Origin of the sequence: Pseudomonas sp. MD330_10 (genome assembly GCF_042610415.1) — a bacterium.
In the GTDB taxonomy this organism is placed as follows: Bacteria; Pseudomonadota; Gammaproteobacteria; order Pseudomonadales; family Pseudomonadaceae; genus Aquipseudomonas; species Aquipseudomonas rhodesiae.
In genome coordinates, this window is sequence record NZ_JBHGZU010000004.1 from 23,934 (window position 1) to 44,164 (window position 20,231).

At 58.0% G+C, this 20,231-nt stretch carries 16 protein-coding genes; 9 read left to right on the plus strand and 7 right to left on the minus strand.

Annotation, left to right across the window (positions count from 1 at the left end):
• Positions 1–231: 231 nt before the first annotated feature.
• The 4 genes from ACFZPT_RS07575 to ACFZPT_RS07590 form a co-directional block, all read right to left on the minus strand.
• A complete protein-coding gene (locus ACFZPT_RS07575) occupies positions 232–1,860 on the minus strand; it encodes an ABC transporter substrate-binding protein (RefSeq protein ID WP_034095865.1) in 1,629 nt (542 codons plus the stop codon).
• A 258-nt stretch (positions 1,861–2,118) separates the two neighbouring features.
• Positions 2,119–3,720 (minus strand): ABC transporter substrate-binding protein, encoded by a 1,602-nt coding sequence (locus tag ACFZPT_RS07580; protein ID WP_099312835.1) that lies wholly within the window; start codon positions 3,718–3,720, stop codon positions 2,119–2,121.
• Between the two features lie 110 nt (positions 3,721–3,830).
• Positions 3,831–6,428: a hypothetical protein gene (locus tag ACFZPT_RS07585; protein WP_256593242.1), complete on the minus strand. Its 2,598-nt coding sequence runs from the start codon at positions 6,426–6,428 to the stop codon at positions 3,831–3,833.
• A 766-nt stretch (positions 6,429–7,194) separates the two neighbouring features.
• Positions 7,195–7,905: an SIMPL domain-containing protein gene (locus ACFZPT_RS07590; protein WP_034111744.1), complete on the minus strand. Its 711-nt coding sequence runs from the start codon at positions 7,903–7,905 to the stop codon at positions 7,195–7,197.
• A gap of 204 nt (positions 7,906–8,109) precedes the next feature.
• On the opposite strand from ACFZPT_RS07590, the gene ACFZPT_RS07595 reads away from it, so the two are divergent.
• The 3 genes from ACFZPT_RS07595 to ACFZPT_RS07605 all read left to right on the plus strand — a co-directional run bounded on the left by ACFZPT_RS07595 (position 8,110) and on the right by ACFZPT_RS07605 (position 11,750).
• Positions 8,110–9,372 carry an ATP-binding protein gene (locus ACFZPT_RS07595; RefSeq protein ID WP_034095868.1) on the plus strand — a complete coding sequence of 421 codons (1,263 nt, stop codon included), beginning with the start codon at positions 8,110–8,112 and terminating at the stop codon, positions 9,370–9,372.
• Positions 9,365–9,925 carry a response regulator transcription factor gene (locus ACFZPT_RS07600; RefSeq protein ID WP_003171731.1) on the plus strand — a complete coding sequence of 187 codons (561 nt, stop codon included), beginning with the start codon at positions 9,365–9,367 and terminating at the stop codon, positions 9,923–9,925. Before ACFZPT_RS07595 ends, ACFZPT_RS07600 begins: the two co-directional genes overlap by 8 nt.
• 100 nt (positions 9,926–10,025) lie before the next feature.
• Positions 10,026–11,750 carry an ABC transporter ATP-binding protein/permease gene (locus ACFZPT_RS07605; RefSeq protein WP_034111746.1) on the plus strand — a complete coding sequence of 575 codons (1,725 nt, stop codon included), beginning with the start codon at positions 10,026–10,028 and terminating at the stop codon, positions 11,748–11,750.
• An 83-nt stretch (positions 11,751–11,833) separates the two neighbouring features.
• On the opposite strand, the gene ACFZPT_RS07610 is transcribed toward ACFZPT_RS07605, so the two are convergent.
• Positions 11,834–12,271: a YhcB family protein gene (locus tag ACFZPT_RS07610; RefSeq protein WP_034095870.1), complete on the minus strand. Its 438-nt coding sequence runs from the start codon at positions 12,269–12,271 to the stop codon at positions 11,834–11,836.
• Between the two features lie 147 nt (positions 12,272–12,418).
• On the opposite strand from ACFZPT_RS07610, the gene ACFZPT_RS07615 reads away from it, so the two are divergent.
• The 3 genes from ACFZPT_RS07615 (at position 12,419) to zapE (ending at position 15,602) form a co-directional block, all read left to right on the plus strand.
• Entirely contained in the window at positions 12,419–13,048 is a 630-nt protein-coding gene (locus tag ACFZPT_RS07615) for an alpha/beta hydrolase (protein WP_034111748.1), read from the plus strand.
• 24 nt (positions 13,049–13,072) lie between these two features.
• A complete protein-coding gene (locus ACFZPT_RS07620) occupies positions 13,073–14,428 on the plus strand; it encodes a tryptophan--tRNA ligase (RefSeq protein WP_034111750.1) in 1,356 nt (451 codons plus the stop codon).
• Positions 14,429–14,507: 79 nt separating this feature from the next.
• Entirely contained in the window at positions 14,508–15,602 is a 1,095-nt protein-coding gene (gene zapE, locus ACFZPT_RS07625) for a cell division protein ZapE (protein ID WP_034095873.1), read from the plus strand.
• Positions 15,603–15,636: 34 nt separating this feature from the next.
• Here the strand turns inward: zapE and ACFZPT_RS07630 are convergent, their stop codons facing one another.
• The gene (locus ACFZPT_RS07630) at positions 15,637–16,557 is read right to left on the minus strand and encodes a GlxA family transcriptional regulator (protein WP_169868007.1); all 921 of its coding nucleotides are present in this window, start codon (positions 16,555–16,557) and stop codon (positions 15,637–15,639) included.
• Positions 16,558–16,777: 220 nt separating this feature from the next.
• Between ACFZPT_RS07630 and ACFZPT_RS07635 the strand changes: the two genes are divergently transcribed.
• On the plus strand, positions 16,778–17,914 hold the full coding sequence (locus ACFZPT_RS07635; protein WP_034095875.1) for an acyl-CoA dehydrogenase family protein: 1,137 nt from the start codon (positions 16,778–16,780) through the stop codon (positions 17,912–17,914).
• A 119-nt stretch (positions 17,915–18,033) separates the two neighbouring features.
• Here ACFZPT_RS07635 and ACFZPT_RS07640 read toward each other — a convergent pair whose 3' ends face one another.
• Complete coding sequence (locus ACFZPT_RS07640) at positions 18,034–19,074, minus strand: NADP(H)-dependent aldo-keto reductase (protein WP_099312834.1); 1,041 nt, start codon at positions 19,072–19,074, stop codon at positions 18,034–18,036.
• 247 nt (positions 19,075–19,321) lie between these two features.
• On the opposite strand from ACFZPT_RS07640, the gene rplM reads away from it, so the two are divergent.
• Positions 19,322–19,750 (plus strand): 50S ribosomal protein L13, encoded by a 429-nt coding sequence (gene rplM / locus ACFZPT_RS07645; protein ID WP_003188508.1) that lies wholly within the window; start codon positions 19,322–19,324, stop codon positions 19,748–19,750.
• Positions 19,751–19,764: 14 nt separating this feature from the next.
• On the plus strand, positions 19,765–20,157 hold the full coding sequence (gene rpsI, locus ACFZPT_RS07650) for a 30S ribosomal protein S9 (protein WP_016971570.1): 393 nt from the start codon (positions 19,765–19,767) through the stop codon (positions 20,155–20,157).
• Positions 20,158–20,231: the final 74 nt, after the last annotated feature.

Consider the following 20,231-nt stretch of genomic DNA (forward strand, 5'->3'; position numbering starts at 1 on the left):
GATCCCACGCACAGCAAGTGCCTTTCCCATATAGCTACCGCTGCTGTCCTACGACGTTATGGGTCGCGGAGTTCGCAGTAAATGCGCCAAATCGGATTGACCTTGTAGGCAACGGAGTCGCGGACCGCAGTTCGTTGCTGTAGGACGCAACGGATGCGAGCGTGGTCTGTTTCCTACTGGTCTGGCGGATGCAATAACGGCGACGTTATGAAACGTCGCCGTCACTGGTCCTTACTTGCCGCTTACGCTCACGCCATAGAAGGAGTTCAAGCCAAACGGGCTGATCTTGAAGTCCTGTACGGTGTTACGCATGGGTTGATACACCGTCGAGTGCGCGATAGGTGTCATCGGGACTGCATCTTTGAGGATATGTTGCGCCTGCTTGTACAGCTCGGTGCGTTTAGCGACGTCGGAAGTGGCCTTGGCCTCTTTCACGATGCCGTCGAATTTCTTGTCACACCACTTGGAGAAGTTGTTACCGGCCAGCGAATCGCAGCCGAACAGCACGTTCAGCCAGTTGTCCGGGTCACCATTGTCGCCGCTCCAGCCAATGATCATGGCCTGGTTCTCGCCGCCTTTGGAGCGCTTGATGTACTCGCCCCACTCGTAGCTGGTGATCTTGACCTTCAGGCCGATCTTCGACCAATCGTTCTGCAGCATTTCTGCCATCAGTTTAGCGTTCGGGTTGTACGGACGCTGAACCGGCATGGCCCACAGCACGATCTCGGTCCCTTCCTTGACGCCGGCTTCCTTGAGCAGCGCCTTGGCTTTCTCAGGGTCGTACTTGGCGTCCTTGATGGTGGTGTCATAGGACCACTGGGTCGGCGGCATGGCGTTGACGGCCAGTTGGCCCGCGCCTTGGTAGACGGAGTCGATGATCTGCTGCTTGTTCACCGACATGTCCAGCGCCTGGCGTACGCGCAGGTCAGCCAGCGGGTTGGGCTGGTCGCTGCCTTTGACTTTGTCCATGACGTTGTAGGCCACGTAGCCCAGGTTGAAACCAGCCTGGTGCGGCAGTTTCAGGTCCTTGTCTTCGCCCAGCGCCTTGAGGTCGGCCGGACGTGGGAACAAGGTGATCTGGCATTCGTTTTTCTTGAGCTTCTGGATACGCACCGACGGGTCAGTGGTGATGGCGAAGATCAGGTTGTCGATCTTCACGTCTTCAGGCTTCCAGTAATCCTTGTTGCCGGTGTAACGGATGTTGGAGTCTTTCTGGTAGCTCTTGAACACGAACGGGCCAGTGCCGATCGGCTTCTGGTTGATGTCCGCTGGCTTGCCTTCTTTCAGCAGCTGGGCCGCGTATTCCGCCGACTGGATCGACGCGAAGCTCATGGCCAGGTTCTGGATGAATGCCGCGTCCACGGTGCCAAGGGTGAACTTGACGGTGTGGTCATCGACTTTCTCGATATTCTTGATGTTGGTGTCCATCCCCATGTCCGTGAAATACGGGAACTCGGTGGGGTAGGCCTTACGGAATGGATCGTCTTTGTTGATCATCCGATTGAAGGTGAACAGTACGTCGTCAGCCGAGAATTCACGAGTGGGCTTGAAGTACGGGGTGGTGTGGAACTTGACGCCTTCGCGCAGATGGAAGGTGTAGGTCAGGCCATCCGGGGAGACGTCCCAACTGGTGGCCAGGCCAGGTACCACGGCGGTGCCGCCGCGTTCGAACTGGCTCAGACGGTTGAACATGGTCTCGGCCGAAGCATCGAAGTCTGTTCCGGTGGTGTACTGGCCTGGATCGAAACCGGCCGGGCTCCCTTCGGAGCAGAACACCAGGTTAGTCGCCGCATGGGCGAATGGGGCCGCGGCCATAAGGCCCGCGCTCACTAATAACGGAAGGACTGCGTGTTTAAGCATGTTGGCCTCATGATTTGTTGTCATTTTTGGTGGTGAGGGCGACCTCGTGAGTCGGCCTGCCGATACTTATGCAGGCGCCATACCCAATGCAAGACGTTGAGCTGTTGCAAGACGCAAAGAGTGGTACGAGCGTACAGGAATGTCGCAATTATGAAAGTTTTGACATATTTGCGCCTGTTTTGAGGGTTTTTTCGGTGCGCGGCTTGCACCAAGAAAGGCCAACCGAGGCGTCTAGCGCACTCGATTGGGGCGTCACTGTTACTTCTCCAGACTCACGCCATAAAAGGGCGTGAGCCCAAAGGGGCTGATTTTGAAGTCTTTGACTTCCTTGCGCAGAGGTTGGAAAACCGTCGAGTTCGCAATAGGCGTTATAGGTACTTGTTCCTTAAGAATTTTTTGTGCCTGTTGATACCACTTGATGCGCTGCGCGCGGTCGTTGCTCACTTTGGCCTGCTGCACCAGTTTGTCGTACGCCGGGTTACACCATTTGGCGTAGTTGCTGCCCTTGACCGCGGCACAACTGTAGAGCACGCCGAGCCAGTTATCCGGGTCGCCGTTATCGCCGGTCCAGCCGTAAATCATCGCGTCGTGCTCGCCATTTTTGGCCCGTTTGATGTACTCGCCCCATTCGTAGCTGACGATATTGGCGTTGATGCCCACCTTGGCCCAATCCTGTTGAATCATCTGGGCCGACATGCGCGCGTTCGGGTTGGATGCGCGTTGTACGGTCATCGCCCACAGGTTGAGGGTGGTGCCGGGTGCAACCCCTGCTTCTTTTAGTAGCGCCTTGGCTTTGACCGGGTCGTAGGGCGCGTCCTTCAGCGATGGGTCATAAGACCACTGGGCCGGTGGCAGCGCGTTCTGCGCCAATTGTCCGGCACCTTGATACACCGCTTTGATAATCGCCTGCTTGTCGATGGCCATGTCCAGAGCCTGGCGCACTTTCAACTGATCCAATGGCGGATGCGTCACGTTGTAGGCCAGGAAGCCCAGGTTGAAACCGGCTTGTTGCAGCACGCGCAGGTTCGGGTCCTGTTTCATCACCTCAATGTCGGCAGGGCGCGGATAGCCGCTGACCTGGCATTCGCCGGCCTTGAGTTTTTGCAGGCGCGAAGCGGCGTCGGGGGTAATCGCGAAGACCAGGTTGTCGAGCTTCACATCCTCGGGTTTCCAATACTGTTTATTGGCCACGTAGCGAATCTGCGAGTCCTTCTGATAACGCTTGAACACGAACGGCCCGGTGCCCACCGGCTTCTGGTTGATATCTTCGGCCTTGCCGTCTTTCAACAACTGGCCCGCGTACTCGGCCGATTGCACGGAGGCAAAGCTCATGGCCAGGTTCTGCACGAACGCGGCGTCGACGTTGTTCAGGCTGAAGCGCACGGTGTGCTCGTCGAGTTTGTCGACGCTTTTGATCGTGGTGTTCAGACCCATGTCGGTGAAGTACGGCGACTCGGAAGGATAGGCCTTGCGGAACGGGGTTTCGGCGTCCAGCAGGCGGTTGAAGGTGAATAGCACGTCATCCGCGTTGAAATCACGAGTGGGTTTGAAGAAGTCAGTGGTGTGGAACTTGACGCCTTCTCGCAGGTGGAAGGTGTAGGTCAGGCCGTCGTTGGATACCTCCCAGCGGGTCGCTAACCCAGGCTCGACCTCAGTGCCGCCACGCTTGAACTGGGTCAGGCGATTGAACACGGTTTCGGCGGACGCATCAAAGTCGGTGCCACTGGTGTATTGGCTAGGGTCGAACCCGGCGGGGCTGGCTTCGGAGCAATAGACCAGAGTGCTGGCGGCCTGGACCATCGGCATAAAGGCCAGCAGGCCGGCGGCGAGGACGAGCGGTTTTAAGGCGATTTTTTCCATGTAGACCCCTGAAGTGGCAGGCGTATGAACGCTGCTCAAGCGTAACGGCGGTGACCGAGGTTACCGCCGTTCGGGGGATCAGGTAAGTGGGCTGTGTGGCGACACTTCGACTACCCGGCGACCGCTACTTCGATTTGAGTGGGCGCATCTTTGTCGATCGTGAACATACTATCCAGTTCATTGCCTTCCCGGATCGTGAAAGTTCTCTTGATGGTCACTTCCACCCCCGGAACGCGGTTGACATCGTTTTCCGGATTGGAGAGGTGCCCTTTGGACGTGATCTCGACTTTCGTTAGATTGTTGGACCGGTCGTGATAGATGTGAAACTGGGTGTCGTCAGCGCCAAAGTAGTAGCCATCCTGCAATACCGAACCGCCGTTCAACTCAATGGTGGCGGGGGCTATTGAGCCTTGATGGGCGACTTCGGAAATGCGTGCACGCAGGTCGTCATCCGGAATGGCGCTCTCAAACTGACTGAGCCGCGCTTGCCTGATACCTTCGGCCGAGTTCGCCGTGGCATCCAGTCGCAGGGTTTTGGTCAGTCCATTTTCTGTTGTGGTGACGGTGTAGGGGTTGCGGTTTATATCCAAAACAAAGTTGGGTGAGTATTCGTTGGGGCTGTGCTCCGTGGGCTGCGCCTTTTCACCCGCGCCAACGGAAAACTCAGTTTCGTCGACATTCCATAGAACCTTGAAGTTTGTTTTGGGCTGGCCTTCTTCAGCCTCAAAATTGGAAATGGCGAAGTCGTAGTGGGTTCCCGCGTTGGGTTTCAAGAATTCATCGACTCTTTCGGAACCTTTCATGGGGCTGCCTGTGTAATCGCGGAAATGACTGGCAAAGGAAGGTGGGGACTTCGGGTCATCGCTGGGGGTGGGTGACTGGTCGCGCGTCCAGGGCCAGCGGATGCCTCCGCTTCCTTTGGCCGGCGTCCATTCGCCATTGCCCGAAGAGTGGACGGTCATCACAGGCCGTCTGGTTTCGGGGTCAATAATCTGCACGTAATTGTTGCTCAGCTTGAAGTCCCCTCGGATCTCGTACACCTTTTTGATGCCTGTTGCGTCGGTGTAGCGGATCAACCAGCGGTCGGCGCCTGTGCTTGCATCCTTGATCTGATAAATGCCCTTGGCGTTGGGGACAGTGTTTTCAATCAAGTGCTCTCCATCCGGTACCGCGTGCTGGCTGATTTGTCCCGCTTGGCTGGGGCGCAGCCGGTTGCCGGGCGGTGTCTCATCCGGAACAACGATTTTACCGGTATTCGTTTTGGGCTTGGATGTGTAGACGAGTTCAAAGTCGTTTGTCTGCGGGTTTTTCTTCCATGCGTAATTTCTCGCGCTCGGAAGGCCACCGCCTTTGAGGACGTCACCCAGCCCGGCTTCTACAGCGACTGGAGCAATTTCATGGGCCAATTGCAGGCCTGAGAGGACCGCGGCCGCACCGCCTCCCACACGATCTTCTGCCGTCATCCCATCGAGGGCATCGTGGACGCCGAATACAATATTGCCGGTGTTACCAATGATGGGGACGTAGCCGAACGTATTGCCCCAAAAGTCTTTCGCGGACTTCCAGTCTTGCTGTGAGGAGCCGAATACTTCCGTCTGATCGGACCATAACGCATTCTTGGCATTGACCGCCTGATAGTGGGAGGCAACGCCGTTGTTCAAATTGCCAAACTTCAACTGGTAATCGCCACCGCGGGCGCGTGTGTAGTTGAATAGTTGCGCAGCCGGTATTTGCTCATCCGAGAGCAAGTTGTGGTATCCGGGGAAGTAAGCCTTTTCACCTGAGATCAGCGTATCGAGCACATACCTCGCACTGGGCCAGTGGGCATCCTTGCCGCTTTGCGTATCTCCGGTATTAAAACGATTCAGTAAAGTGGAGTAGTTGTCTTTGGCCCAACGCGCAAAGTCTGCATCGCCATGTAGCTCGCGGACGGAACCATTCTTGATATCGATCATTAATCCCTGGTTGGGCCGGTGTTCATAATTTCCATCGTAAGGAGTGTAGGGAATAAAGGCATACCCGGACATTGGATAACCATACACATTTGGAATGATGACCTGCGAGTTTTTATCCAGCGTACGCGCTACCGCTTGTTGTCCTGCAGGGCTCAGTTTTTGAAAGCTTTCCGTGTTATTGCGCAGGCTTTGCAAGGTGCCTTTTACAGCATAGGCATCCGCTTCTCCGGAGATGGCTGCCAAGGGGCCGGAAGGGTCGCGCATAGGTTTTGAAACTTCATTTTCCCAATGGTTTTGCAGGCTTCTACCCACCGTCTCCAGGTCGTTGATCTTGCTCTGATCCTTCGACGCTATTTCCATAAAGTTGAAGTTGATAGGACCGCCCCGTTGGACTCTATCGTGTGCTAAAGCACCCGCGGCAATTTCCCATGCGAAGTAGGTGCGCTGCGATGTGCTGATCAGGGTTTCCGGCTTTCCCTTTCCCGTATAGGCAGAGAACGTCACTGTGAATTGTTCGTGCGGGTCGTATCCGGCGGCCAATAAACCACCGCTGAAGTAGCCTGCGGGCTCCATGAACATGCGGGCGTTCTGGAACCTGACGCTGCTTTCACCTGGGCGAATACTGGGTATATTTCCAAGCAGCATCTGAACGCGAACGGAATAGTCTTTGATGCGCTGCTCGCGCTCTTTCAGGGTGTAGCCAGCCGAAGGCGCAGAGACAGCACTGAAGCCATAAATCACGTTTTCTTGCACGGTTGTTTCAGGATGACTGGCCGTGGCTGGACCTGGCGCTTGCGATGAGCGGCTTTTGTCTTGCTCGCTGGTCGTGCGTTGAGAGGACGGGGGGCTGATTGCAGGGGCATGAGGCCTGTGTACGGTCGGTGGACTCACAACTGACTGTATGTTCATTAAAGGCTCACTTTATTCGTGGGGGCGTGATGGCATCGGTGTGCCGGCTGCTTTATCAACTGCGAGTATCTTGAGGCTGGGTCAGATCACATGTTCTGTCGTCTTCATTGGATTCACTTTCGCAATCCCATCATCCCTATGAGCGCTCGAATAAAGTTGCCTCTATGCCTGTCTGTCAGACATAGACGTTGCACCGCTCTCCTGATGGTGCTTGGTGACCCTGTCCTTGGATTTAATTTCTTCACTGAAGTGTTTTGCGTTTGTGCTTCAGGTGCTCTGTGCTGGAATAGCGAGTGGCATGAAAAACTCCTTTGAGGGTGGTCGATCAACTGGCCGCTGAGTTGGATTCAGCCTCGCTTAACTATGTGGCGGCGCGTAGAGGAGTGGTTCAACTTTTATGGATGGGCAGTGATGTTAGCCTGACAATATAAGTAAAGGCCTACTGGGTTCTGGGTGTGAGCTGCGCTGCTCATCAGCTTGTTTAATAACGCTGAGTTTATTGACGGAGGGTTTGTCTGGCGTGTTCGCTGAACGATATGCCATGGATAAAACGGCAGGCCAAAAAAACGGCCCAGCTATCAGGCTGGGCCGTTTTTGTGGATTGCAACAGTTACTGCAAGACTTCGATCACTCCATCTGCGCTCATGTTGACCTGGCTGGTACCGGCCTCGACTTGCGGCGTCGGAGCCGAATCCATCGCCGCGGCTTTCATCATCATCCCGCCTCGTTCGTAGGGTTGTGGATAACCATTGGTGTTGAAGTTCAGGTTGACGATTTTGTAGCCCTTGCCACCTAGCGCATCGGTGACCAGTTGCGCGCGCGCTTTGAACGCCACGACCGCGTCCTTGAGCAGAGCGTCTTCGCTGGCCTTGCGGGTGGCGTCGGCGATGGCGAAGTTCATGCTGTCCATTTTCAGGGTGTTCAGCAACTCGCCCGTCAGTTTGGACAGCGCCGGGAAATCCGCACTTTCCAGGCGCAGCTCGGCGCGCTCGCGCCAGCCGGTGATTTTCTGGTTCTTGTCGTCGTAGATCGGGTAGCTGTTACGACTGCCTTGACGCAGAGTGACGGCCTTGACTTCGCGGGCTTGGCCCAACGCTGTGTTCAAGGTAGTGGTGATGTCGGCTGCGAGTTTGGCGGGGTCGGCGTTTTGAGCTTCGGTGTAAAGGGTCACGATCATCTTGTCGCGGGCTACTTCCTGGCTGGCCTCCGCGCGCAGGGAGATCTGGTTGTAGTGCAGTTCATCGGCCGCCATCGCCGAAAGGCTGGCCAGGGTGCTGGCGCTAAGGGTTAGAACGGCGGCGCTGCGAATGAAACGAGACATAAAAGCTCCTTGGGTTGATCCTGTGGATATGACTGTAGACGTTGATGTCGGGTTCTTCGGGTTTACACATTCCCTACAGGTTGTCGTGTGGGCGACGAACGGTCATTCAGTGTGCCTGCGTCAAAGAGCCACACACGCCGTGCCAGCCGGTCTGCTTCGTTTATACTCCTGCCGATCTGCCTGCAGCACTCATCGGGAGAGCTCATGCTCGCCGCCGTAAAACTGACTTCCGCCACTCGCCAGAACCTCTGGCGCCTGACGTTCATCCGCATCCTGGTACTGGCCGCTCAGGCCGGCTCGGTCGGGCTTGCCTATTGGTTCGATCTGCTGCCGCTGCCGTGGCTGCAACTGGGCGTGACGTTGGGTTTTTCCACCGTGCTCTGTGTGTTTACCGCCATCCGGCTGCGCACCACCTGGCCGGTGACCGAGCTGGAGTACGCCCTGCAACTGGCTTGCGACCTGTTTATCCACAGTGTGTTGCTTTACTTCTCCGGCGGTTCCACCAACCCCTTCGTTTCGTATTACCTGGTGCCTCTGACCATCGCCGCCGTGACCTTGCCGTGGCGCTACTCGGTGGTGCTGTCCGGGATCGCGCTGACCCTCTATACCCTGTTGCTGGCTCAGTTCTATCCGTTGCAGACGTTCCCTATCGCTCGGGAAAACCTGCAGATTTACGGGATGTGGCTGAGCTTTGCCCTGTCGGCCGCCGTGATCACTTTCTTTGCCGCGCGCATGGCCGAAGAACTGCGCCGGCAGGAAGAACTGCGCGCCATTCGCCGTGAAGAAGGCTTGCGCGACCAGCAATTGCTGGCCGTGGCCACTCAAGCGGCCGGCGCGGCTCACGAATTAGGTACGCCGCTGGCGACCATGAGCGTGCTGCTCAACGAGATGACCCAGGACCATCACGACCCGGCGCTGCAAGAGGATCTCGGCGTGCTGCGCGAACAGGTCAAGCAGTGCAAGCAAACCTTGCAGCAACTGGTACGCGCCGCCGAAGCCAACCGCCGCCTGGCGGTGGAGATGCAGGACGTGACCCAGTGGCTCGACGAAGCCCTGAACCGCTGGCACCTGATGCGCCCCGAGGCCAGTTACCGATTCCATCTACTGGGCCAGGGCCCGGTGCCGCGCATGGCGCCGCCGCCGGACTTGACCCAGGCGCTGCTCAACCTGTTGAACAATGCCGCTGATGCCTGCCCCGAAGGCCTCGAAGTGCAGTTGGACTGGGACACGGAAAACCTCACCATCAGCATTCGCGACCACGGCGCGGGCGTGCCGTTGGCCATTGCCGAGCAGATCGGCAAACCGTTTTTTACCACCAAGGGCAAGGGCTTCGGCCTCGGTCTGTTTTTGAGCAAGGCCAGCGTGACCCGCGCCGGCGGCTCAGTGAAGCTCTATAGTCATGAGGACGGCGGCACGCTCACCGAGCTGCGCCTGCCCCGTGTCGCACGAGGAGATATCGATGAGTGATGAGATCCAAGTCGAAGGCGAAGAACTGCCGCACCTGCTGCTGGTAGATGACGACGCCACATTTACCCGCGTGATGGCGCGCGCCATGAGCCGTCGCGGTTTTCGCGTAAGCACCGCCGGTTCCGCCGAAGAGGGCCTGACCATCGCCCAGGCCGACCTGCCGGACTACGCCGCGCTCGACCTGAAAATGGACGGCGACTCCGGCCTGGTGCTGCTGCCCAAATTGCTGGAATTGGACCCGGAAATGCGCGTGGTCATTCTCACCGGTTACTCCAGCATCGCCACGGCGGTCGAGGCTATCAAGCGCGGTGCCTGCAATTACCTGTGCAAGCCGGCGGACGCCGACGACGTGCTCGCCGCGTTACTGTCCGAACATGCCGACCTCGACACCCTGGTGCCGGAAAACCCGATGTCGGTGGACCGCTTGCAGTGGGAGCATATCCAGCGCGTACTCACCGAGCACGAAGGCAATATCTCCGCCACCGCCCGTGCTCTTGGCATGCATCGCCGGACGTTGCAGCGCAAGCTGCAGAAGCGTCCGGTACGGCGCTGAACCCCGACTGAACGAATCGCTTCAGCTTGTAGGACGTCCTGAACCGATCGCCTATGATCGGCTCAAACGCCTGTGATGTTTTTCCTACCGAGCCTGAACGATGAATCAGAACGCTGAGTACTCCGCGGTCAATGACGCGGTCCGTGGGCAATTCTTTCGCCGAACCTGGGCAATGATCACGCCCTATTGGCGCAGTGAAGAGAAGGGCAAGGCCTGGTTGTTGTTGGTGGCGGTGATCGGCCTTTCGCTGTTCAGCGTAGCGATCTCGGTGTGGATCAACCATTGGTACAAGGACTTCTACAACGCCCTCGAAAAGAAGGACACGGCCGCCTTTTGGCAATTGATCGGTTATTTCGGTGCGATTGCCGCCGTGGCGATCCTGGGCGCGGTGTATCGCTTGTACCTGACCCAGATGCTGACCATCCGCTGGCGCGCCTGGCTCACCGAAAAGCACTTTGCGCGCTGGCTTGCCCACAAAAACTACTACCAACTGGAGCAGGGCGGTTACACCGATAACCCGGACCAGCGGATTTCCGAAGACCTCAACAGTTTCACCACCGGCACCTTGAGCCTGGGGCTCGGGCTGTTGCGTAATGTCGTGAGCCTGGTGTCATTCTCGATCATCCTGTGGGGTGTTTCGGGCAGTATCGATGTGTTCGGCGTCACCATCCCTGGTTATATGTTCTGGTGTGCATTGTTGTATGCCGCCGTCGGCAGTTGGCTCACCCACCTGATCGGACGACGCTTGATCGGCTTGAGCAATCAGCAACAGCGCTTCGAGGCGGACCTGCGTTTTTCCATGGTGCGTGTGCGCGAGAATGCCGAGAGCATTGCCCTGTACAACGGCGAACCGAACGAGAATCAGCGTTTGAGCGAACGCTTCAGCAAGGTTTGGCATAACTTCTGGGACATTATGAAGGTGTCCAAGCGCTTGACGTTTTTCACCGCCGGCTACAGCCAGATCGCAATCATCTTTCCCTTCATCGTCGCCGCGCCGCGTTACTTCACCGGCAAGATCGAGCTAGGCGAGCTGATGCAAATCAATTCGGCGTTCGGCAACGTGCAGGATAACTTCAGCTGGTTTATCAGCGCGTACACCGAGCTGGCCAGCTGGCGCGCCACCAGCGATCGTCTGTTGAGCTTCCAGCAGGCCATGAGTGAAAACGAGCAGCGCCCGGCAGCCATTGACGTCAGCGCGGAGGGGGAGCGCCTTGTGGTGCAAGGGTTGGGCATGAACCTGGCGGACGGCCGCCATCTGCTGACCGATGCGAACATGGTGGTTGAACCGGGCCAGCGTGTGATGCTCAGCGGCCGCTCCGGCAGCGGTAAAAGTACCTTGCTGCGCGCGATGGGGCATTTGTGGCCGGCCGGCCACGGCAGCATTCGCCTGCCGGCCAAGCGTTACTTGTTCCTGCCGCAAAAGCCCTACCTGCCAATCGGCACGTTGAAGGCTGCGTTGAGTTACCCACAGGACGACGGCGTCTATTCGGCGCAACGTTATGCACAGGTCTTGCAAACCTGCCGTTTGCCGCATCTGGTGGACCGTCTGGATGAGCCCAACCACTGGCAGCGCATGCTTTCACCGGGCGAGCAGCAGCGCGTGGCCTTCGCCCGCGCGTTGCTGTATGCACCGCAATGGCTGTACATGGACGAAGCCACATCGGCGATGGACGAAGAGGATGAGGCCACGCTGTATCAAGCATTGATCGATGAACTGCCGGGGTTGAGCATCGTCAGCGTCGGCCATCGCAGCAGCCTCAAGCGCTTCCATGGCCGGCATGTGCGGATCGAAGGCGGTTGGCTTCAAGAACAACCCGTGGCCTGAAGCCCACTATTCCGAAAAACGAGGCCCAACAAAAAGCCCGGTTGATCATCGATCAACCGGGCTTTTTTGCGGCTTGAAAAGATTTACTTCTTCAAGCCGTAATGCTCATCCAGCATGCCGGGGGCATCCGCCGTTTTTGGCGCGTAGTCCCGTGGCGGTTCCTGATTTTCCCGGGGCGGGGTCAGGCGTTCCCGTGGTGTTTGCGGTGCATCGGAGTGCAGCGCGGCCAGCAGGCGCTGGCGGGTAATATCGTCGAGGGCCAGGCGGTTAGCGCCATCGGCGAGATGATCCTGTACTTCCTGGTAGCTCTGAGTGAGCTTCTTGACCAGGGTCGCAGTGCTATTGAAGTGGGTAACAACCTCGTTCTGATAACTGTCAAAACGTTCCTGGATGTCATCGAGCTGACGCTGCGTGCGGTTAGGCGCGGCATTCGGCAGCAGGCGAGCAACCAGGAATCCAATGGCGACACCGGCAACCAGGGCAAGAGTCGGCAACAACCAAACTAAGAGCGAGTGTTCCACGAGTCCTTCCTCTATAAACGGCTTTGCTTTACGTTAACGGCTCGGACCTGCGCTGTATACCGCGATTAAGCTCGCAATGATGTCATGCACAGATTTTTAGCTAGACGAGTCGACCCATTGAGAGGTCACGGAGTTCATTCCTTGCTCATGCGTGAAACCCCCGTTTTGATCGATGGCCCGGTAGGCCAGTTGGAAGCCTTGTACCTGGATCAGCCCGAAGCACGTGGCCTGGCGCTGATCTGCCACCCTAACCCGGTGCAGGGCGGGACCATGCTCAATAAAGTCGTGTCGACCCTGCAACGCACCGCCCGCGATGCCGGTTTGATCACGCTGCGTTTCAATTACCGTGGCGTCGGCGCCAGTGCCGGCACTCACGACATGAGTACTGGCGAAGTGGACGACGCCGAAGCGGCCGTCACCTGGCTGCGGGAAAAACACCCGGACCTGCCGATCACCTTGCTCGGGTTTTCCTTTGGTGGCTATGTGGCGGCGAGCCTCGGCGGGCGCCTGGAGGCCAAAGGCGAAAAACTTGCGCACCTGTTCATGGTCGCCGCTGCCGTGATGCGTCTGAGCGATAACGATGTGCTGCCCCAGAATTGCCCGTTGACCCTGATCCAGCCGGAAACCGACGAAGTAGTCGACCCGCAGTTGGTTTACGACTGGTCCGCCGCGTTGAAACGTCCCCATGAGCTGCTGAAAGTGGCAGAATGCGGGCACTTTTTTCACGGCAAGCTCACCGACCTCAAGGATCTGGTGCTGCCGCGTCTCTCGAATTGATAGCAGTCTGATAAGCGATTACCCATGACGACTCGTACCCGTATCCTCACCGGCATCACCACCACCGGCACGCCGCACTTGGGCAACTACGCCGGTGCGATTCGCCCGGCCATCCTCGCCAGCCAGGATGCCAATGCCGATTCCTTCTACTTTCTGGCCGACTACCACGCCCTGATCAAATGCGATGACCCGCAGCGCATCCAGCGCTCGCGCATGGAAATCGCCGCGACCTGGCTGGCCGGTGGCCTGGATGTGAACCGGGTGACGTTCTATCGCCAGTCCGACATCCCGGAAATTCCCGAGCTGACCTGGCTGCTGACCTGCGTCGCCGCCAAGGGCCTGCTCAACCGCGCTCACGCTTACAAAGCGTCGGTGGATAAGAACGTGGAAGCCGGCGAAGACCCGGATGCGGGCATCAGCATGGGGCTGTATAGCTACCCGGTGCTGATGGCGGCGGACATTCTGATGTTCAACGCGCACAAGGTGCCGGTGGGCCGCGACCAGATCCAACACGTGGAAATGGCCCGCGACATCGGCCAGCGTTTCAACCACCTGTTCGGCAACGGTAAAGAATTCTTCACCATGCCCGAGGCGTTGATCGAAGAAAGCGTCGCCACCTTGCCGGGCCTGGACGGCCGCAAGATGTCCAAGAGCTACGACAACACTATTCCGTTGTTCACCAGCGCCAAGGACATGAAAGACGCGATCTCGCGCATCGTGACCGACTCGCGTGCGCCGGGCGAAGCCAAGGACCCGGACAACTCGCACCTGTTCACGCTGTACCAGGCGTTTGCGACTAAAGCGCAAGAAGAAGAGTTCCGTGGCGAGCTGCTGCAAGGCCTGGGCTGGGGCGAGGCGAAGAATCGTCTGTTCCAACTGCTCGACGGCCAGTTGGGTGAGGCCCGCGAGCGTTATCACCAATTGATGTCACGCCCTTCGGACATGGAAGACCTGCTGCTGGTCGGCGCCAAAAAGGCTCGCGCCGTGGCCGCACCGTTCCTCGCCGAGTTGCGTGAAGCGGTAGGCTTGCGTTCGTTCGTCAATCAGGCGGCCGCGCCGGTCAGTGCCAAGAAGAAAGCCGCCAAGACGGCGCGCTTCGTCAGCTTTCGTGAAGACGACGGCAGTTTCCGTTTCCGCCTGCTGGCCGCCGATGGCGAGCAATTGCTGCTGTCACGCAACTTTGCCGATGGCAAGGCGGCGGGCGCGGTGACTAAACAACTGCAAAGCGGTCAAGCGTTGGACGTACGCACCGAAGGTCTGCGTTTCAGCGTATGGCTGGACGGCGCCGCGGTGGCCGACAGCGCTGAGTTTGCCGACCCTGCGTCGCTTGACGCGGCCGTCGAAGCCCTGCGCATCGCATTGACCCCCCTCGAGGATTAACCCGACCAAGGGTTGATTGCCATTATCCAGGGCCGTCGTTACAGTGACGGCCCGTTTTTGTTGCCTTGCTAACGAAATTATGACGCCCCTAGAACGATATCAAGCTGATCTGAAACGCCCTGAATTCTTCCATGATGCGGCCCAGGAAACGGCGGTGCGTCATTTGCAGCGCCTGTACGACGACCTGCTCGCGGCCTCGCAAAGCAAGCCGGGGATGCTCAGCAAGCTGTTTGGCAAGAAAGACCACACGCCGGTCAAAGGCCTGTACTTCTGGGGCGGCGTGGGCCGTGGCAAGACTTACCTGGTCGACACCTTCTTTGAAGCGCTGCCGTTCAAGGAAAAAGTCCGCACCCACTTCCACCGCTTCATGAAGCGTGTGCACGAAGAGATGAAGACCCTGCCGGGCGAGAAAAACCCGCTGACCATCATCGCCAAACGTTTTGCCCAGGAAGCCCGGGTGATCTGCTTCGATGAATTCTTCGTTTCCGACATCACCGACGCCATGATCCTCGGCACGTTGATGGAAGAACTGTTCAAGAACGGCGTGACCCTGGTCGCCACCTCGAACATCGTGCCCGACGGCCTGTACAAAGACGGCCTGCAACGTGCGCGCTTCCTGCCGGCGATTGCGCTGATCAAGCAACACACTGAAATCGTCAACGTCGACAGCGGCGTCGACTACCGCCTGCGTCATCTCGAACAAGCGGAGCTGTACCACTTCCCGTTGAACGAAGCCGCCCACGAAAGCTTGCGTAAGAGCTTCCGTGCGCTCACGCCGGAATGCACCCAGGCGGTGGAAAACGACAAGCTGGTGATCGAGAACCGCGAAATCATCGCCCTACGCACCTGCGACGACGTGGCCTGGTTCGAGTTCCGCCAGCTGTGCGACGGCCCACGCAGCCAGAACGACTACATCGAATTGGGCAAGATCTTCCATGCGGTGATCCTCAGCGGCGTGGAACAGATGAGCGTCACCACCGACGATATCGCGCGGCGCTTTATCAACATGGTTGACGAGTTCTATGACCGCAACGTCAAGCTGATCATCTCGGCGGAAGTCGAACTCAAAGACCTCTACACCGGCGGTCGTTTGAACTTCGAATTCCAGCGAACCTTGAGCCGCTTGCTGGAAATGCAGTCACACGAGTTCCTCTCGCGCGGCCACAAACCCTAAGTGTGAGAGGGGGCTTGCCCCCTCTCACATTGGTTTAAGCAGCCTGCTGGAACTGCTGGCGGTATTGGTTGGGCGACAACTCAGTGTGCTGCCTGAACAGCCGCGCAAAGAAACTCGCATCGTCGTAACCCACCTCATAACTGATGGTCTTGATGCTCTTGCGGCTGCCTGAGAGCAGGCCCTTTGCCGTCTCGATGCGCAACCGTTGCAGGTAATGCAGCGGCTTGTCACCGGTGGCGGTCTGGAATCGCCGCATGAAGTTGCGGATGCTCATGCCGTGTTCCCGGGCCACGTCTTCGAAGCGGAATTTGTCGGCGAAGTGTTCTTCGAGCCAGTGCTGGATCTGCAGGATGATCACGTCCTGGTGTAACTTCTGCCCGCCAAAGCCAATACGTCCAGGCGAATAGCTGCGCTGCACTTCATAGAGAATGTCCCGGGCCACGGCCTGGGCAATGTTGGCGCCGCAGAAGCGTTCGATCAGATAGATATAGAGGTCGCACGCCGAGGTGGTGCCGCCGGCGCAGTAGAGGTTGTCGGCGTCGGTGAGGTGCTTGTCCTGATTGAGTTGCACCTTGGGGAAGCGTTCGCTGAAGGCGTTGAAGAAACGCCAGTACGTAGTGGCTTCCTTGCCATCGAGCAGGCCGGCTTCAGCCAGCCAGAACACCCCGGTGGCTTCGCCGCACAGCACGGCGCCGCGTGCGTGTTGCGCGCGCAGCCAAGGCAGCACTTGGGGGTAGCGGCCGCACAGGGCGTCGAAATCATCCCAGAAGGCCGGCAACACGATGATATCGGCGTCTTCCAGCCCGCCGTCCACCGGCATGATCACATCGCTGAAGCTGCGCACCGATTGCCCGTCGGGGCTGACCAGGCGCGTTTCGAACGCGGGTGTCAGGCCCAGGCCTTGTTGCTTGCCATAGCGCAGGCTGGCGAGGTGGAAGAAATCCTTGGCTTGCATGAGGGTTGAAGCGAATACCCGATCAATGGCCAAAATGCTGACGCGCCGCAATGGCGTGGAGATTTGGTTAGACATAATTTCAATTATTCTTATAGGGGAAAGTGGTCACCAGACGGCTGGATCGTCTTATTTTTTGTCGCATGTGTCCAGTGTCCCGTGATGCTTTGGCGGCATAGGCTCTGTGGGCTCGTCCTTGTCCGACAATCCAAACAGGTGCGCCATGATCCCGAGAACCTTGTTCAGCCCCGACCACGAACTCTTTCGTGAGAGCGTGCGCACTTTTCTGGAAAAAGAAGCCGTGCCGTTCCATGGGCAGTGGGAAAAGCAGGGCTATATCGATCGCGACCTGTGGCGCAAGGCGGGAGAGGCCGGCATGTTGTGCTCCCACTTGCCGGACGCTTATGGCGGCTTGGACGCTGACTTTCTCTACAGCGCCGTGGTGATCGAGGAGATCGGCCGGCTGGGGCTGACCGGCATTGGTTTCTCCCTGCATTCGGACATTGTTGCGCCTTACATCCTGCACTACGGCAGTGAGGCGCTGAAGCATAAATACCTGCCGAAATTGATCTCTGGGGAGATGGTCACCGCCATCGCGATGACCGAGCCCGGCGCAGGCTCCGACCTGCAAGGGGTCAAGACTACCGCCGTGCTGGATGGCGATGAGTATGTGATCAACGGCTCCAAGACCTTTATCACTAACGGCTATCTCGCCGATCTGGTGATCGTGGTGGCCAAGACCGATCCCAAGGCCGGCGCCAAGGGCACCAGCCTGTTTCTGGTGGAGGCCGATACGCCGGGCTTTGCCAAGGGCAAGCGTCTGGAGAAGGTTGGCATGAAGGCGCAGGACACCTCGGAACTGTTCTTCCAGGATGTGCGAGTGCCCAAGGAGAACATCTTGGGCCAGGCGGGGATGGGCTTTGCCTATCTGATGCAGGAGTTACCGCAGGAGCGTTTGACGGTGGCGATCGGCGCGCTGTCGTCCGCCGAGGCGGCGTTGGCGTGGACCCTGGAATACACCCGCGAGCGCAAGGCGTTCGGCAAGGCGATTGCCGATTTCCAGAACACCCGTTTCAAGCTGGCGGAGATGGCCACTGAAATTCAGGTCGGTCGGGTGTTTGTCGATCAGTGCATGGCGCTGCACCTTGAAGGGAAACTTGACGTGCCCACCGCCGCAATGGCCAAGTACTGGGCCACCGACCTGCAATGCAAAGTGCTCGACGAGTGCGTGCAACTGCACGGTGGCTACGGCTTTATGTGGGAATACCCGATTGCCCGCGCCTGGGCGGATGCTCGGGTGCAGCGGATCTATGCGGGGACCAATGAGATCATGAAGGAAATCATTGCGCGGTCGCTTTGATTTTTGCTGATTTTGAATGCGTCATCGGGGGCAAGCCCCCTCCCACATTGGAATGCATTTCAATGTGGGAGGGGTGGTGCGACGATTGGACTTGCCCCCGATAGCGGTCTACATGCCAATTAAGGCGCCGGGTTCGGATGATCCTTCTGAATCGCCTCAATCCCTTCCAGTACTTCCTTCGATAGCTTCAGATCAGCACTGGCAATGTTGCTGTCCAGTTGCTTCAGGCTGGTGGCACCGATGATATTGCTGGTCACGAATGGCTGTTGCGTCACGAAGGCCAAGGCCATCTGCGCCGGGTCCAGGCCGTGCTCGCGCGCCAGTGCCACATAGCGGCTGCACGCCGCCTCCGACTGCGGGTTGAAGTAGCGGCTGAAGCGGCTGTATTCGGTCAGGCGCGCCTTGGCTGGGCGAGCACCGTTTTCGTATTTGCCGCTGAGCATGCCGAATGCCAGGGGCGAGTAGGCCAGTAGCCCGCACTGTTCGCGAATCGCGACTTCCGCCAGGCCCACTTCAAAGCTGCGGTTGAGCAGGTTGTACGGGTTCTGGATCGATACCGCGCGCCTCCAGCCGCGGGCTTCGGCCAGGGCCAGGAATTTCATGGTGCCCCACGGGGTTTCGTTGGACAGACCGATGTGGCGGATCTTGCCGGCCTTGACCTGTTCGTCCAGCGCTTCGAGGGTTTCCTCCAGCGGCGTGAGGTCGTCTTCGTCCTTGTGCTTGTAGCTCAGTTGGCCGAAGAAGTTGGTACTGCGCTCCGGCCAGTGCAATTGATACAGGTCGATCCAATCGGTTTGCAGGCGCTTGAGGCTGGCATCCAGCGCTTGGACGATGTGCTTGCGGTTGTGGCGCAGATGGCCGTCGCGAATGTAGTCGATGGTGTTGCCGGGGCCGGCGATCTTGCTTGCCAGAATCCAATCGGCACGGTCGCCGCGGCTTTTGAAGTAATTGCCGATGTAGCGTTCGGTGGTGGCGTAGGTATTGGCTTTGGGCGGCACGGGGTACATTTCAGCGGTGTCGAGAAAGTTGATCCCCGCGGCCTTGGCTCGCTCGATCTGTGCGAAGGCCTCTGCCTCGCTGTTCTGCTCGCCCCAGGTCATGGTGCCCAAGGCTATCGCGCTCACGTTCAGATCCGTACGGCCCAGCTGTCGATAATCCATCGGGTGCTCCTTCGGGAAAACAATCATAAAAGCAGGTTGAATTTTTTTTCGCAATCTGCATAATTGCCCACCTCTTTCTGCAGTGGAAGTGATGCGCCGCCTGCCGAAGAATCTTGCCGTTGAACGGACGCGCCGACCCGAGCCCCCGATAGCGTCTGTATCCGGCTGCCTTTGACTTGTCAAAGTACGCACTATTCAGTAAGATCCGCCGTCTAATTTACAGGGCGGCCCCTGAGGCTATTAAAGAATGACAACTTTTACTGCAAAACCGGAAACAGTTCAGCGCGACTGGTTTGTCGTCGACGCCGCTGGTCAGACCCTGGGTCGTCTGGCCACTGAAGTCGCCAGCCGTCTGCGTGGCAAGCACAAGCCTGAGTACACCCCTCACGTCGATACCGGTGACTACATCGTGATCATCAACGCTGAGCAGGTTCGTGTAACCGGCAACAAAGCAAGCGACAAAATGTACTACCGTCACTCCGGTTTCCCAGGCGGTATCAAGTCTTCCAACTTCGAAGGCCTGATTGCCAAGAAGCCTGAAGCCCCGATCGAAATCGCGGTCAAAGGCATGCTGCCGAAGGGCCCACTGGGTCGCGATATGTTTCGCAAGCTGAAAGTCTATGCGGGCGCTGTCCACCCTCATGCTGCTCAGCAGCCCCAAGAACTGAAGTTTTAACGGAATAGTTCATTATGTCGGCGACTCAAAATTACGGCACTGGCCGTCGCAAAACCGCAACCGCTCGCGTTTTCCTGCGTCCGGGTACTGGTAACATCTCGATCAACAACCGCTCCCTGGACAACTTCTTCGGTCGCGAAACTGCCCGCATGGTAGTTCGTCAGCCGCTGGAACTGACCGAGACCGTTGAAAAGTTCGACATCTACGTCACCGTTATCGGTGGCGGTGTAAGTGGTCAAGCTGGCGCAATCCGCCACGGCATCACTCGCGCTCTGATGAGCTACGACGAAACCCTGCGTAGCGCTCTGCGCAAAGCTGGCTTCGTGACTCGCGATGCTCGTGAAGTTGAACGTAAGAAAGTCGGTCTGCGTAAAGCGCGTAAGCGTCCGCAGTACTCGAAGCGTTAATTCGCTTTACGTTCCAGAAGAACGCCCAGCCTCCTTGCGGAGCTGGGCGTTTTTTATTGCCTGCGATTTATGCA

Coding starts and splice junctions, on each gene's coding strand:
- ACFZPT_RS07640 (WP_099312834.1), bottom strand. CDS start 19,074: ATGGATTATCGACAGCTGGGCCGTACGGATCTGAACGTGAGCGCGATA.
- ACFZPT_RS07600 (WP_003171731.1), top strand. CDS start 9,365: ATGAGTGATGAGATCCAAGTCGAAGGCGAAGAACTGCCGCACCTGCTG.
- ACFZPT_RS07575 (WP_034095865.1), bottom strand. CDS start 1,860: ATGCTTAAACACGCAGTCCTTCCGTTATTAGTGAGCGCGGGCCTTATG.
- rpsI (WP_016971570.1), top strand. CDS start 19,765: ATGTCGGCGACTCAAAATTACGGCACTGGCCGTCGCAAAACCGCAACC.
- ACFZPT_RS07620 (WP_034111750.1), top strand. CDS start 13,073: ATGACGACTCGTACCCGTATCCTCACCGGCATCACCACCACCGGCACG.
- ACFZPT_RS07580 (WP_099312835.1), bottom strand. CDS start 3,720: ATGGAAAAAATCGCCTTAAAACCGCTCGTCCTCGCCGCCGGCCTGCTG.
- ACFZPT_RS07595 (WP_034095868.1), top strand. CDS start 8,110: ATGCTCGCCGCCGTAAAACTGACTTCCGCCACTCGCCAGAACCTCTGG.
- ACFZPT_RS07605 (WP_034111746.1), top strand. CDS start 10,026: ATGAATCAGAACGCTGAGTACTCCGCGGTCAATGACGCGGTCCGTGGG.
- zapE (WP_034095873.1), top strand. CDS start 14,508: ATGACGCCCCTAGAACGATATCAAGCTGATCTGAAACGCCCTGAATTC.
- ACFZPT_RS07635 (WP_034095875.1), top strand. CDS start 16,778: ATGATCCCGAGAACCTTGTTCAGCCCCGACCACGAACTCTTTCGTGAG.
- ACFZPT_RS07590 (WP_034111744.1), bottom strand. CDS start 7,905: ATGTCTCGTTTCATTCGCAGCGCCGCCGTTCTAACCCTTAGCGCCAGC.
- ACFZPT_RS07630 (WP_169868007.1), bottom strand. CDS start 16,557: ATGCAAGCCAAGGATTTCTTCCACCTCGCCAGCCTGCGCTATGGCAAG.
- rplM (WP_003188508.1), top strand. CDS start 19,322: ATGACAACTTTTACTGCAAAACCGGAAACAGTTCAGCGCGACTGGTTT.
- ACFZPT_RS07615 (WP_034111748.1), top strand. CDS start 12,419: ATGCGTGAAACCCCCGTTTTGATCGATGGCCCGGTAGGCCAGTTGGAA.